The following is a 13,273-nucleotide window of genomic DNA, read 5'->3' on the forward strand; positions in this document are numbered from 1 at the left end:
TGCCCTTCGTGGCTCGTCGCTTCGCTCCTCGCACCTCAGGGAGCAGGGGGTATGCGGCTCTTTCGGATTAGGGAGCAGGGGAGACCTACCCGACGCCGCGGTCGGAGTCGGCCCAGTACTGAGACCGCAGCGCCTTCTTGTCCGGCTTGCCGAGGGCGGTCAACGGCAAAGCGTCGGCGAAGATCACGCGCTTGGGTGACTGCACCGCCCCCTTGCGGTCCTTCACGGACTGCTGGATCTCGGTGACGATGCGGTCCTTCGCCGCGTCGTCGGCGGGGGCATCGCCGCGCAGGACGACGATCGCGGTGACCGCCTCACCCCACTTCTCGTCCGGGACACCGATCACACCGACCTGACCGACCGCCGGATGTTCGGCGACGACATCCTCGACCTCGCGCGGGAACACGTTGAACCCACCGGTGACGATCATGTCCTTGGTGCGGTCGACGATGAACCAGAACCCGTCCTCATCCTCGCGCGCGACGTCGCCGGTGCGGAGCCAGCCGTCGCGGAAGGTGTCCGCGGTCTGCTCCGGGAGACCCAGGTACCCACCGGCGAGAAGTGGGCCGGCGACACAGATCTCGCCGGGCTCACCCTGGGGCACGGGCTTGTCGTCGGGTCCGAGCAGGGCGGTGCGCAGGAAGGCCGACGGCCGTCCGCAACTGCTCAGCCGACGCTGGTCCTCACCGGGACCCGGATGGTCTCCCTTGGCCAGGTAGCTGATGACCATCGGCGCCTCGGACTGGCCGTAGTACTGGGCGAAGATCGGCCCGAAGCGCTCGATGGCCTCGGCGAGGCGGACCGGATTGATCGGTGACGCACCGTAATACACGGTCTCCAGCGACGACAGGTCACGCGTCTTCGAGTCCGGATGGTCCATCAGCGCGTACAGCATCGACGGCACCAGCATCGTCGCGGTGATCTTCTGCTCCTCGATGGTGCGCAGCACCTCGGCCGGGTCGAACTTGGACAGGACCACCATCGATCCGCCCTTCATCAGGGTCGGGACGAAGAACGCGGCACCCGCATGCGAGAGAGGCGTGCAGAGCAGGAATCGCGGATGCTCGGGCCACTCCCATTCGGCGAGCTGGATCTGCGTCATCGTCGACATCGCACGCGCCGTCCCGATGACCCCCTTCGGCTTGCCGGTGGTCCCGCCCGTGTAGGTGATGGAGACGACGTGGTCGGGTGAGAGGTGCGCCGCGACAAGGGGCTTCGGTTCGAAGCCGTCTGCCTCGGCGATCACGTCACGTGCATGTGCGGCCAGCTGCTCGGGCACCGGCCCGAGCGTCAGCACCTGCTTGAGACCGGGCACCCGTTCGAGGAGGGCCGCGGCCCGCTCGACGAACATGGGCACCGGATCGATGATGAGGGTCGACACGCCGGCATCGGAGAGCACGTATGCGTGGTCGTCGAGCGAGCCGAGGGGATGCAGTGCGGTGCGGCGCCACCCCTGGGTCTGGCCGGCACCGATCACGAACAGCACCTCGGGACGATTCAGCGCGAGCAGGCCCACCGCGGTCCCGGTACCGGCTCCCAATCCCTCGAAGGCCTGGATGTACCTGCTGATCGACGCGGCCATCTCACCGCCGGTCATCTCGGTGTCGCCGAGGGACAGGACGGTGCGGTCGGCGTGCCGCCGCAGCGCCGCGACCATCAGGTCGCCCATGTGCGTGCCCCCGCGCAGGTGATCGAAGTCGGCCGCTGCTGTCGTCGTACCCTCGTTCGTCATGTCCACCAGACTAGGACGTGTTACAGCAAGAGGGAAGAATCTCCACGAAAACAGCCGTGCACACCTGTAGAACCTGTTCTAGATTTCCGGGACGCATCGGCCGGCGGAGCCCGCCGCCGGCGGACATGATGTCCACCACATGGTGACGACCGGTGACCTAGGATCGAAGCATGACTGACCTCGACCTCGCCACCACCCGTCGCGACATCGCCGACGCCCTGCTGACCGCCCTCGAACGTCGGCACGAGGTCCTCGATGCCATCGTCGACGCCGAGAATCACGACGAGGCCGTGACCGCGATCGTGGGGCTGCTCGGGAAGTCCCGGCTCGGTGCCGAGGCCATCCTGGACATGAAGCTCGATCAGCTCACCAAAGACGACCGTCGAAAGAACCAGGCCGAACTCGACGACCTCAACAGCGCGCTCACCTTCACGCTGGCCGAACGGCCGGCGAGCAGCGGTGACACCCTCGACCTCCGTCCGTTCGACCCGTCCGCCGACGCGGAGCTGTTCTCGGCACGCACCAACGAGATCGGCACCGCCGGAGACGGTTCCGGCGCTCCCGCCGGAGATGTCGCGGCCGAGATCAGCGCGGCCACCGCCCGGGTCGACGCCGAGGAGGCCGTCTGGCTGGTCGCCGTCGAGGGCGACTCGAAGGTCGGCTTCGTCTTCGGCGAACTGAAGGACGGCGAGATCGACCTGCGCATCTGGATTCATCCGCAGTTCCGCAAGGCCGGGTATGGCACCGCCGCCCTGCGCAAATCCCGTTCGGAGATGGCGGCCTACTTCCCCGGCGTACCGATGGTCGTCCGCGCGCCGGGCGCCTGACACGCAGCTCCACCCGGAGGGCGTGTCCACCGCCCCTCGGGTGGTGGACACGGCCATCCGTGGTGAGTGCGCTCGGCGATCAGGCCCGCTGGGGCCGTGGAAGCCCGAAGTGCGCGACGATCGCGCGAATCCGATTGTCCTCGTCGACGACGAAGGTCTCCGACACCGTCGCACCCAGCCGTAGCCTCTTGGGTCGAACGTGGACGACGTAGCGCGTGGTCACGCTGTGGCCGTCGACCGTCGCGGTGAAGTCCGAGATCCGATGGATGAGACGGAATTGCGGACCGCGGGCGAGGCTTCGGGCGATGTGGGCACCGTTGCGACCGGTTCGGACGCCGAACTCCACGCGTGTGCAGTCGGGGTGCAGCGCGACCGCCGATGGATCGTGACTCACCAGGGCGTCGACATAGGCCCGCGCCGCCGCGATCCGTTCGGCCGAGAAGTCGGCGTGTGGCGTCATCGCGCGCCGTAGACCGGCATCGGATCCGGCGCCTTCGCCAGGATCTCCTCGATCACCGGGCCGAGCTCGGCAGCTTCCCAGCGAGACCCCTTGTCCCGCTCGATGCTTCGCTGCCAGCCGTCGGTGACCGAGATCTTGCCGCCCTCGACCTCGAACACCCGGCCGCTCACCGAACCCGCTTCGGGCGAACCCAGCCAGACCACGAGTGGCGACACATTCGCGGGATCCATCGTGTCGAAGGAACCGTCGGCGGGCGCGGCCATCTGAGCGGCCATCGCCTCACCGGCACCCATCGTCATCTGGGTGCGAGCGGCCGGGGCGATCGCATTCACGGTGACACCATACGACCCCAGCTCCGCCGCCGCCTGGATCGTCAGGGCCGCGATCCCGGCCTTGGCCGCGACGTAGTTCCCCTGACCCACCGAACCGTAGAGGCCCGCACCGGAACTCGTGTTGATGATGCGTGCCTGCGGGACGTCGCCGGCCTTGGCCTGGGCACGCCAGTGCGCCGCCGCATGGCGCAGGCCGACGAAGTGTCCCTTGAGATGCACGCGGACGACCGCATCCCATTCCTCCTCCGACAGCGAGACCAGCATCCGGTCGCGCACGAAACCCGCGTTGTTGACCAGGACGTCGAGGCGGCCGAACTCCGAGAGAGCGGTCTCGACCATGGCCGCACCCGAGTCCCAGTCCGCGACATCACCCACCGACGCGACAGCGTGCCCGCCCGCGGCCACGATCTCGTCGACCACCTCGGTCGCCGGATCCTCGGCGTAGTCGTTGACCACGACCTTCGCGCCGTCGGCGGCGAACGCGAGGGCATGGGCACGGCCGATGCCCTGGCCGGCACCGGTCACGATGACGACACGACCCTCATTCATTGTGCTGGTCACACTCTTTCCTTTCCGAACTTCTCTCGGGCCCGATCCGCACGCCGGGTCTCAGACTGCATTGCCGGCGGTCGCGGCGTCGAGGAATGCCGGTTTCTCGCCACCCCCGTGCACGGTCAGCGTCGATCCGCTGATGTAGCAGGCGAGCGGCGACAACAGGAACGCCACCGCGTTGCCGACATCGACGGGCGTGGCCATGCGGCCCATCGGGATGGTCTCGCCGACCGCCGCGACTCCGGCGTCATCCCCGTAGTGCAGATGCGACTGCTCGGTGACGACCGGGCCGGCCACGACCGAGTTCACCCGCACCCGTGGCGCCCACTCGACGGCGAGTGAACTCATCAGATTGTCGAGTCCGGCCTTCGCCGCCCCGTAGGCCGATGTCCCGGGTGACGCTCGGTGGCCACTGACACTCGAGATGTTCACGATGGCACCGCCGTCGGGCTGCGTCTGCATCACGGCGTTGGCCGCGCGGGCCACTGCCAGCGGGGCCAGCAGGTTGAGGTCGACGATCTTGCTCGCGAATCGAACCGATGCGTCGGCGGCCAGCGCGAAGGGTGAGCCGCCGGCATTGTTCACGACACCATCGAGACGTCCGGCGCGCCGGATGACCTCGTCCACCATCGCCTCGACCGCATCCGCGTCGCGAACGTCGCAGGACACGAAGTCGACGTCGCGGAGGTCGTCGGCGAGGTTGTCGGCGTTGCGGCCACAGATCACCGGTCGGGCGCCGAGCGAGCCCAGGACACGGGTGATCCCCGCACCCACCCCGCGACCCCCGCCGGTGACCAGCACGACCTTTCCGACCAGGCCCAGCTCGACCTGTGACTGCGTCTGCATGGGTGCTACCCTACCAAACAACCAAGCACTTGCTTGGTGCGCTTCCGCAGTCCTCTGGGCTGTCCGAACCGCCCCATGAGAGGAGCCCGCGTGCCGATCACCACGACACGTTCCGATACCGGGATCGTGACGGTCACCGTCGACTACCCGCCGGTCAACGCGCTGCCATCGGCCGCGTGGTTCGAACTCGGCGACGCCATCACCGCCGCGGGATCGGACCCGACCACCCACGTGGTGGTGCTGCGTGCCGAGGGTCGCGGCTTCAACGCGGGCGTCGACATCAAGGAGATGCAGGCGACCGACGGATTCGACGCGTTGATCGGCGCCAACCGCGGATGCGCCGCCGCGTTCGGTGCGGTCTACGACTGCGCCGTACCCGTCGTCGTCGCCGTGAACGGGTTCTGCGTGGGCGGGGGCATCGGACTCGTCGGGAACGCCGACGTCATCGTGGCGTCCGACGACGCCGTCTTCGGTCTGCCCGAGGTCGACCGCGGAGCGCTCGGCGCGGCAACACATCTCGCGCGTCTCGTGCCACAGCACATGATGCGAACCCTCTACTTCACCGCCAAGAACGTCACCGCCCAGCAACTCGAGCACTTCGGGTCGGTGTATCGGGTCGTGCCCCGCGAGGAGCTGCTCGACGCCGCACTCGAGATCGCGGAGGCCATCGCCGCCAAGGACACCCGGGTGATCCGCGCCGCCAAGGAGGCGATCAACAACATCGATCCCGTCGACGTCAAGGCGAGTTACCGCCTCGAACAGGGATACACCTTCGAGCTGAACCTGGCCGGTGTCGCCGACGAACACCGCGATGCCTTCGTGTCGACCGGCAAGCCGCTCGCCGCGAATTCCGCTTCGGATGGAGGACGTGCCTGAGATGCCCACCGACAAGACAAGCACTTTCGACGACGTCATCGCCGAGCTGCGCGACGGCATGACCATCGGCATCGGCGGATGGGGTTCGCGCCGTAAGCCGATGGCGCTCGTGCGCGCACTCGCCCGGTCCGACGTCAAGGACCTCACCGTGGTCACCTACGGCGGACCCGACCTCGGATTGCTCTGCGCCGCAGGCAAGGTGCGCCGCGCGTATTACGGCTTCGTCTCACTCGACTCGGCCCCGTTCTACGATCCGTGGTTCGCCAAGGCGCGCACGAACGGCGAGATCGAGGTCCGCGAGATGGACGAGGGAATGGTGAAGTGCGGCCTGGAGGCAGCCGCCGCGCGCGTGCCGTTCCTGCCCATCCGCGCCGGCCTCGGCTCCGACGTCCTCAACTTCTGGGAAGGCGAGCTGAAGACCGTCACCTCGCCCTATCCCGACGCCGACGGCCGTACCCAGACGCTGGTGGCCATGCCGGCGCTGACGCTCGACGCCGCCTTCGTGCACCTGGATCTGGCCGACGTCCACGGCAACGCCGCCTACACCGGTGTCGACCCGTACTTCGACGATCTCTACTGCGCCGCGGCGCAACGTCGCTACCTCGAGGCCGATCAGATCGTCTCGACCGAGGTGCTCGTCAAGACCGTTCCGCATCAGCGTCTTCTGCTCAACCGCATGGCCGTCGACCGGGTTGTCCAAGCGCCCAACGGGGCCCACTTCACGTTCGCCGGGGAGTACGGGCGGGACGAGAAATTCCAGCAGTTCTACGTCGCGTCCGCGAAGGAACCCGAGACGTGGGAGGCGTTCTCGCGCCGATTCCTCGACGTCGACGAGCAGACGTACCAGCGAGAAGTGGCCGCGTGGCAGGACGAGCAGAAGGAGACCGGACAGTGAGCACCGCCGAAACCGCGACCACGCCCGGCGATTTCCCCGCGCCGGAGGAACCCACACGCGCCGAGTACTGCGTCATCTCGTGTGCCGACATCTTCGCCGGCGCCGGCGAGATCATGGCATCGCCGATGGCACCCACTCCCCTGCTCGGCGCCCGGCTGGCGCGCCTCACCACCGAACCCGACCTGCTGATCACCGATGGCGAGGCGCTGATCCTCGCCGACACCCCGCCGATCGGCAAGACCGGGCCGATCGAGGGCTGGATGCCCTTCCGGAAGGTCTTCGACGTCGTGGCGTCGGGCCGTCGTCATGTGGTGATGGGCGCCAACCAGATCGACCGGTACGGCAACCAGAATCTGTCGGCCTTCGGCCCGTTGCAACATCCCACCCGCCAGATGTTCGGTGTGCGCGGCGCGCCCGGGAACACCATCAACCACCCCACCAGCTACTGGGTGCCCCGCCACACGGCGCGCGTCTTCGGCGAGTCCGTCGACATCGTGTCGGGCATCGGCTTCGACAAGGTCGATCCGGAGAACCCAGCCTTCGACGACCTGAACATCCACCGCGTCGTCACCAATCTCGGCGTCTTCGACTTCGGCGGGCCGGGCCACACCATGCGCGCCCTGTCCCTGCATCCCGGGGTCGGTGCCGACGAGGTGGCCGAGAACACCGGCTTCGAGATCGCGGGTCTTGCCGACGCACCGGCAACGCGCCGGCCGACGGCGGAGGAGCTCGGCCTGATCCGGGACGTCCTCGACCCGAACGGCGTCCGCAACAAGGAGGTCCGATGAGCGGCCCCACCGCCGCGCAGCCGAGCCCGGCACGCGCGGCGGGACTGTCGACCCCGTTCACCCGGCTCGTCGGGATCGAGTACCCGATCGTCCAGACCGGGATGGGCTGGGTGTCCGGCCCGTCGCTGACGTCGGCCACCTCGAACGCGGGCGGGCTGGGAATCCTGGCGTCGGCCACGATGACCTTCGCCGAACTCGAAACGGCCATCGGGAAGACGAAGTCGTTGACCGACAAGCCGTTCGGCGTGAACATGCGCGCCGACGCCACCGATGCCCCGGCTCGGATCGACCTGCTGATCCGCGAGGGCGTCAAGGTCGCATCCTTCGCGCTCGCACCCAAACCCGAACTCATCGCCAAACTCAAGGACCACGGCATCGTCGTGATCCCGTCGATCGGTGCTGCCAAACACGCCGTCAAGGTCGCATCCTGGGGTGCCGACGCGGTGATCGTGCAGGGCGGCGAGGGCGGCGGCCACACCGGGCCCGTCGCCACCACGTTGCTGCTGCCATCGGTGCTGGATGCGTTGGCCGCCAAGGGTATCGACATGCCGGTGGTGGCCGCGGGCGGGTTCTTCGACGGTCGCGGACTCGCCGCCGCGCTCGCCTACGGCGCTCAAGGCGTCGCCATGGGCACCCGGTTCCTGCTGACGTCGGACAGCGCGGTGCCCGACTCGGTCAAGCAGGAGTACCTCGCACGTGGTCTCAACGACACCGTCGTCTCGGTGAAGGTCGACGGCATGCCGCACCGGGTGTTGCGTACACCGTTGGTGGAGGCGCTGGAGAACGGGAGCCCGGTCAAGGCACTCGTCGCCGCGGCCCGAAACGCCAACGAGTTCAGGCAGATGACCGGGATGCGCTGGACGACGATGCTCAAAGACGGACGCACGATGAAGAAGTCGGGCGAACGCACGTGGCAGCAGGTGATCATGGCCGGCAACACCCCCATGTTGCTCAAGGCCGGCCTCGTCGAGGGCGACACCCGCGCCGGGGTGCTCGCCTCCGGCCAGGTGGTCGGGATGATCGAGGACCTGCCGAGCTGTGACGAGCTGATCCAGTCGATCATGACCCAGGCGCACGAACGGCTGAAGGGCCTCGGGGCGCTGGGTTAGGGTCGGTGGCTTTCGAGGCCTTCGAGGCTCGTCGCTATCGCTCCTCGCACCTCAGGCAGCGGAAGGCGCCCCCTGAGGAGGCCCGGAGCGTGCGGAGGGCCGACACCCCCTGAGGAGGCCCGGAGCGTGCCGCCGGTAGGTTCGCATCGTGACGAACCCCGATGTCCTCCGCCTTGATTCGGTCGACTTCGTGCGGCAGTCCCGCGCGATCCTCACCGACATCGACCTCACCATCCGGGCCGGCGAGCGGTGGGCGCTCATCGGTCCGAACGGTGCGGGCAAGTCGACGATCCTGAGCCTCTGCGGCGCTCAGGAACATCCGACGCGCGGCAGCGTTCACGTCCTCGGACACCAGCTGGGGCGGGTCGAGACCCGGAAGCTCCGTGAGTCCATCGGCCACGTCAATCCCAGGCATCCGCTACGGTCGCCGCTGACGATCCGCGAGGTCGTGCTCACCGGCGCGACCGGAACCACCGAGCTGATGGATCGCAGGCAACCGACCCCGGAGACTCTCGCCCGAGCCGACGAGTTGATCGAGACGCTCGGCCTGAGCGCCCTCGCGTCGGCGCCGTGGACGAACCTGTCGCAGGGCGAACGCGGCCGGACCCTGATCGCCCGCGCGCTGCTCCCCGATCCCCGCCTCCTGCTGCTCGACGAGCCGTCGACCGGTCTCGACGTCGCCGCCCGCGAGCGACTCCTGCAGACCGTCGACCGACTCCACCGGACCCACCCCGACCTCGCGACGGTGCTCGTCACCCATCACCTCGAGGAACTGCCCGAGACGACGACGCACGCCGTCCTGGTGACCGGCGGCCGGGTCCTCGCCGCGGGCCCGGTCCACGACGTCCTGACCACCGCTCTGGTGACCGAGTGCTTCGACCACCCCATCGAGATCACCCACCGCGACGGGCGATGGTCGGCGCGAGGCGCCCGCGACTGACCCTTCGTGACGGCCCTCCGCAAGCTCCGGACCTCCTCAGGGCGCAGGGGTGACGGCCCTCCGCAAGCTCCGGACCTCCTCAGGGAGCAGGGGTGACGGCCCTCCGCAAGCTCCGGACCTCCTCAGGGAGCAGGGGTGACGGCCCTCCGCAAGCTCCGGACCTCCTCAGGGAGCATGGGGACGCTCACACCTCAGGCAGCAGTAGGAAAACCGCCCTGAGGAGGAGTGACGCCGCCTACGCCGACGGCGTCAGCGTCCATCCGGCAGCGGCGGCGCGCTGGTCCCAGAACTCCCGGTAACGCCCACCGCGGGTGAGCAGTTCGTCGTGGGTGCCGATGTCGTCGACGCCACCCTGGTCGTCGAGCACGACGATCTGGTCGGCGGCGATCACGGTCGACAGCTTGTGTGCGATGACGAGCACCGTGCTCTGGTCGGCGAGCCTGCGGATGGATTCGGCGACGTGGGTCTCATTCTCGGGATCGAGAGCGCTGGTCGCCTCGTCGAAGAGCACGATCGGCGCGCCCTTCAGCAGAGCACGGGCGATCGAGACACGTTGCCGCTCACCGCCGGACAGGGCCGAACCGCCCTCGCCGACCACCGTGTGCCAGCCGTCGGGCAACCGGTCGACGATCGAGGTGACCCCGGCGGTCTCGGCGGCCGCGCGGATCTCGTCGTCGGTCGCCTCGGGGCGGCCGAGTTTGATGTTCTCCCACAGCGTGTCGTCGAAGAGGTAGACGTCCTGGAACACCTGGGAGAGCTGGCCCATGAGTGCACCGGTCTCCTGCTCGCGCACGTCGACGCCGCCGACCTTCACGACGCCGCCGTCGACGTCGTAGAACCGGGCGATGAGGCGGAAGATCGTCGACTTACCCGAGCCCGACGGGCCGACGAGAGCGGTCATCGTGCCCGGGCGCGCCCGCAGCGACACGTCGCGCAGGACCTGCGCACCGGTCTCGTATCCGAATGCGACACCGTCGAGTTCGACGGCACCCGGTTCGGTGATCTCCGCCGGTTGATCGGGCGCGGGCATCCGGTCGGTGTCGAGCACGCCGGTGATGCGGTTGATCTCGTCGGTGGACATGCGCAGCGTCGAACCCAGTTCCGCGAGTTCGCCGATGGGACCGAAGAAGCGCGCCGCGAGACCGAAGACCGCGATCAGCAGGGCGGGCTCGATGTGTCCCGCCACGGCCAGCCACGCACCGAGCGCGAGCACGGCGCTGAAGACGACCTGCACTGACAACCCGTTCAGCAGGATGCCGAGGATCGAGCGCCACAGCATCGACTTGCCCACGCGTGCTTGCTGTCCGAGGGCGTCGGCGAGTGGCTTGTGCGCGGAGTCCGAATCGCCGAAAGCTCGCAGCACCGCCTGGCAGCGGGCGAATTCCAGGACGCGGTTGTTGACCTTGACGGCCTCGGCGCGCTTGCGTCCCTCGGATTTCGCGAGGAACGAGCTCGACAGCTTGCCGACATACATGAGGAGCAACGTGCCGGCGACCATGAGAAGGCCGATGCGCCAGTCGAAGAAGCAGATGCCGATGACGACCACGACGGAGCTGACCGTGTTGACCACGACCGGGGTGATGTAGTGCGCACCGGTGCTGCCCACGAACATCGTTCCCTTGACCGCGATCTGGGAGACGTCGCCGACCCGGTCACGGGTGAACCATCCGAGCGGCAGCGTGACCATGTGATCGCCGAGCCGGTGGTGCAGCATGCGCATGGCGTAGAGCGCCATCGTCATGCCCTTGAGTGACTGCACGTAGGCGCTCACCGCGCAGATGACGACGAGGACGGCCAACGGCCACAACCAGTTCGCGGCGGCGGACAGATCACCGGTCAGCAGATGCTCGACGATCGGGACCAGGGTGAGCATCGCCAGCCCCTGCGCGACGCCGTAGACGACCACCCAGGACAGGAAGACGACCATGCGTGCACGTTCGGAACCCAGGATCGTGTAGAAACCGCGGATCATCGTGCCACCTCGCTGTTCGCGACCGCGCCGCGCGCGATCTCCTCGTCCTGTCTGGTGGTCCCGGCCTCGTAGGCGGCCCACATCGACGCGTACAGCCCGCCGCGGGCGACCAGTTCGTCCTGGCGGCCCTGTTCGACGACCCGGCCCCGGTCGAGGACGACGATGTTGTCCGCGTGCGTGATCGAGCCGAGACGGTGGGCGATGACGAGTACGGTCCGCCCGGTCATCAGCGCGCCGATGGCCTGCTGGATCTGCGCCTCGGACTCGGGGTCGGCGAAGGCGGTGGCCTCGTCGAGGACGAGGATCGGCGTGTCGGCGAGCAGTGCCCGCGCGATCGAGACACGTTGTGCCTCACCGCCGGAGAAGTGGGCACCATCGCCCACCACGGTGTCGTAGCCGTCGGGCAGCTCCAGGATGCGCTCGTGGATCTGCGCGGCCCGGGCGGCGTCGTGGACCTGCTCGTCGCTCGCGTCCGGACGGCCGAGGCGAATGTTGTCACGCACCGACATCGTCAGCAGCTGCACGTCCTGCAGCACGAAACCGACGTGGCGGTAGAGCTCGGAGGGTGCGATGTCGCGCACGTCGACCCCGCCGATACGCACCGCACCGGAGTCGGGATCACCGAAACGCGGGAGCAGCGTCGCGAGCGTCGACTTCCCGCTTCCCGACGGCCCGACGAGCGCGGTCACGGTGCCCTCGGCCAGCTCCACGCTGACGTCGTCGAGCGCCTTCACCCCGGACGGCACCCCGAGACGGGGCGGGTAGGTGAAGTGCACGTTCTCGATACGCACGTCGTGACCGGCAGGCACCTGTGGATTCTCCGGGACGACCAGCTCCGGTTCGGCGAGCAGCGCGGCGATGCGCAGCGCCGCGGCCGAGGCCTGCTGACGGGTGTGCACCGCGGTGGACACGGTGAGCAGCGCGGTCGGCAGCACCATCGCGATCAGCGTCGAGCCGACGAGTTCGATGGGCTGCACCCAGCCGTTGTCGACGAGCCAGTACCCGACCCCGAGGTTGACCAGCAGGATCAGCGGCGCGCTGATCAGGACGGTGGTGACCGCCTGGACGCGCAGCATCGGACCCATGTAACCGGCGAAGTCGTCGTTGAACTCGTCGGCGGCGTCGACGAACCGCCGGTGCGCCTTACCGGTCTGGCCGAACGTCTTCACGACGGCGACACCCGAGATGAACTCGACGATGGTCGCACTGATCCGCGCCACACCCTTGTCCATCTTCTCCATCTCGGTCGTGAGGTCACGGGCCATGTAGGAGTAGGTCAACGCGTACAGCGGCACCGTGGCGACGGCGAGGAGTCCGAGACGCCAATCCAGGTAGAAGCAGTAGATCAACGCGAAGATCGGCGAGAGCATCGCCGCCGTCGCCTCGACCGTCGCGTGCGCGACGAGGTAGTGCAGGTCGGCGACGTCGTTCTGCACGGACTTGCGGACGGCACCGGAGCTGGTGCGGCTGAACCAGCCCAGCGGCAACCGACCGAGCTTGTCCGCGATGCGGATTCGGAGTTGCGCCTGTAGATCGAGATCGGCGAAGTGGGTGATCGCCAGTGCGAGGAAACTGAAGGCGGCGCGAGCACCGAGACCGGCGACGACCAGCCACACGACCAGCCACACGCGTCCCGAGTCGATCGGTCCCGGCTCGAGCAGGATGCGCCCGAGTTCGACGATCCCGATGAACGGCACCACCGTTGCGGCGGAGGCGAAGATCTGCACGAACTGGGCGAGCATCGTGCGCGTCTTCACCGGGGCCAGGACGTCGGCGAGCGCGGCGGCTTTCGCCTTGGACTCGGATCTGGCCTGGGCGCGCGCGGCTTTCGGATCGTCGGGTTCGGCGTCGACGTCGGAGACTGCTGCCGGCGCGGACACATCGGTTCCGCCAATTGTCATATGCGCACAATAACGGCCGGACGCTGGGAAAGGAAAGCTACCC

At 68.3% G+C, this 13,273-nt stretch carries 12 protein-coding genes; 6 read left to right on the top strand and 6 right to left on the bottom strand.

Going from position 1 to position 13,273, the window contains the following annotated elements:
• Window positions 1-85 precede the first annotated feature (85 nt).
• Window positions 86-1,732, bottom strand: a complete 1,647-nt coding sequence (gene fadD8 / locus KTR9_RS20835) for a fatty-acid--CoA ligase FadD8 (RefSeq protein WP_014927996.1) — start codon at window positions 1,730-1,732, stop codon at window positions 86-88.
• A gap of 170 nt (window positions 1,733-1,902) precedes the next feature.
• On the opposite strand from fadD8, the gene KTR9_RS20840 reads away from it, so the two are divergent.
• Window positions 1,903-2,559, top strand: coding sequence for an acetyltransferase (locus KTR9_RS20840; protein ID WP_010840663.1), 657 nt, complete (start codon window positions 1,903-1,905; stop codon window positions 2,557-2,559).
• 79 nt (window positions 2,560-2,638) lie between these two features.
• Here KTR9_RS20840 and KTR9_RS20845 read toward each other — a convergent pair whose 3' ends face one another.
• From KTR9_RS20845 to KTR9_RS20855, 3 genes are read right to left on the bottom strand one after another with little or no spacing between them, the layout of a single operon-like run.
• Window positions 2,639-3,019 (bottom strand): hypothetical protein, encoded by a 381-nt coding sequence (locus tag KTR9_RS20845; RefSeq protein WP_010840664.1) that lies wholly within the window; start codon window positions 3,017-3,019, stop codon window positions 2,639-2,641.
• A complete protein-coding gene (locus tag KTR9_RS20850) occupies window positions 3,016-3,900 on the bottom strand; it encodes an SDR family oxidoreductase (protein ID WP_014928764.1) in 885 nt (294 codons plus the stop codon). The genes KTR9_RS20845 and KTR9_RS20850 overlap by 4 nt, the downstream gene beginning before the upstream one ends.
• 60 nt (window positions 3,901-3,960) lie before the next feature.
• Window positions 3,961-4,749: an SDR family oxidoreductase gene (locus KTR9_RS20855; RefSeq protein ID WP_010840666.1), complete on the bottom strand. Its 789-nt coding sequence runs from the start codon at window positions 4,747-4,749 to the stop codon at window positions 3,961-3,963.
• A gap of 90 nt (window positions 4,750-4,839) precedes the next feature.
• Here KTR9_RS20855 and echA20 point away from each other — a divergent pair, with 90 nt between their 5' ends.
• The 5 genes from echA20 to KTR9_RS20880 all read left to right on the top strand — a co-directional run bounded on the left by echA20 (window position 4,840) and on the right by KTR9_RS20880 (window position 9,357).
• The gene (gene echA20 / locus KTR9_RS20860; RefSeq protein ID WP_010840667.1) at window positions 4,840-5,625 is read left to right on the top strand and encodes a (7aS)-7a-methyl-1,5-dioxo-2,3,5,6,7,7a-hexahydro-1H-indene-carboxyl-CoA hydrolase; all 786 of its coding nucleotides are present in this window, start codon (window positions 4,840-4,842) and stop codon (window positions 5,623-5,625) included.
• 1 nt (window position 5,626) lies between these two features.
• Window positions 5,627-6,520, top strand: coding sequence for a CoA transferase subunit A (locus KTR9_RS20865; protein ID WP_010840668.1), 894 nt, complete (start codon window positions 5,627-5,629; stop codon window positions 6,518-6,520).
• Window positions 6,517-7,308: a CoA-transferase subunit beta gene (locus KTR9_RS20870; RefSeq protein ID WP_014927997.1), complete on the top strand. Its 792-nt coding sequence runs from the start codon at window positions 6,517-6,519 to the stop codon at window positions 7,306-7,308. Before KTR9_RS20865 ends, KTR9_RS20870 begins: the two co-directional genes overlap by 4 nt.
• On the top strand, window positions 7,305-8,417 hold the full coding sequence (locus tag KTR9_RS20875) for an NAD(P)H-dependent flavin oxidoreductase (RefSeq protein ID WP_014927998.1): 1,113 nt from the start codon (window positions 7,305-7,307) through the stop codon (window positions 8,415-8,417). Before KTR9_RS20870 ends, KTR9_RS20875 begins: the two co-directional genes overlap by 4 nt.
• Before the next feature lie 148 nt (window positions 8,418-8,565).
• A complete protein-coding gene (locus KTR9_RS20880; protein WP_010840671.1) occupies window positions 8,566-9,357 on the top strand; it encodes an ABC transporter ATP-binding protein in 792 nt (263 codons plus the stop codon).
• Window positions 9,358-9,592: 235 nt separating this feature from the next.
• Here KTR9_RS20880 and KTR9_RS20885 read toward each other — a convergent pair whose 3' ends face one another.
• Together KTR9_RS20885 and KTR9_RS20890 are read right to left on the bottom strand one after the other, a co-directional pair.
• On the bottom strand, window positions 9,593-11,329 hold the full coding sequence (locus tag KTR9_RS20885) for an ABC transporter ATP-binding protein (protein ID WP_010840672.1): 1,737 nt from the start codon (window positions 11,327-11,329) through the stop codon (window positions 9,593-9,595).
• Entirely contained in the window at window positions 11,326-13,230 is a 1,905-nt protein-coding gene (locus KTR9_RS20890) for an ABC transporter ATP-binding protein (RefSeq protein ID WP_044507212.1), read from the bottom strand. Before KTR9_RS20890 ends, KTR9_RS20885 begins: the two co-directional genes overlap by 4 nt.
• Between the last annotated feature and the right edge of the window lie 43 nt (window positions 13,231-13,273).

Origin of the sequence: Gordonia sp. KTR9, from assembly GCF_000143885.2 — a bacterium.
In the GTDB taxonomy this organism is placed as follows: domain Bacteria; phylum Actinomycetota; class Actinomycetes; order Mycobacteriales; family Mycobacteriaceae; genus Gordonia.

Excerpts from the sequence above, each read along its gene's own strand:
- fadD8 (WP_014927996.1), bottom strand. The coding sequence starts at position 1,732 with ATGACGAACGAGGGTACGACGACAGCAGCGGCCGACTTCGATCACCTG.
- KTR9_RS20840 (WP_010840663.1), top strand. The coding sequence starts at position 1,903 with ATGACTGACCTCGACCTCGCCACCACCCGTCGCGACATCGCCGACGCC.
- KTR9_RS20845 (WP_010840664.1), bottom strand. The coding sequence starts at position 3,019 with ATGACGCCACACGCCGACTTCTCGGCCGAACGGATCGCGGCGGCGCGG.
- KTR9_RS20850 (WP_014928764.1), bottom strand. The coding sequence starts at position 3,900 with ATGAATGAGGGTCGTGTCGTCATCGTGACCGGTGCCGGCCAGGGCATC.
- KTR9_RS20855 (WP_010840666.1), bottom strand. The coding sequence starts at position 4,749 with ATGCAGACGCAGTCACAGGTCGAGCTGGGCCTGGTCGGAAAGGTCGTG.
- KTR9_RS20865 (WP_010840668.1), top strand. The coding sequence starts at position 5,627 with ATGCCCACCGACAAGACAAGCACTTTCGACGACGTCATCGCCGAGCTG.
- KTR9_RS20875 (WP_014927998.1), top strand. The coding sequence starts at position 7,305 with ATGAGCGGCCCCACCGCCGCGCAGCCGAGCCCGGCACGCGCGGCGGGA.
- KTR9_RS20885 (WP_010840672.1), bottom strand. The coding sequence starts at position 11,329 with ATGATCCGCGGTTTCTACACGATCCTGGGTTCCGAACGTGCACGCATG.
- KTR9_RS20890 (WP_044507212.1), bottom strand. The coding sequence starts at position 13,230 with ATGACAATTGGCGGAACCGATGTGTCCGCGCCGGCAGCAGTCTCCGAC.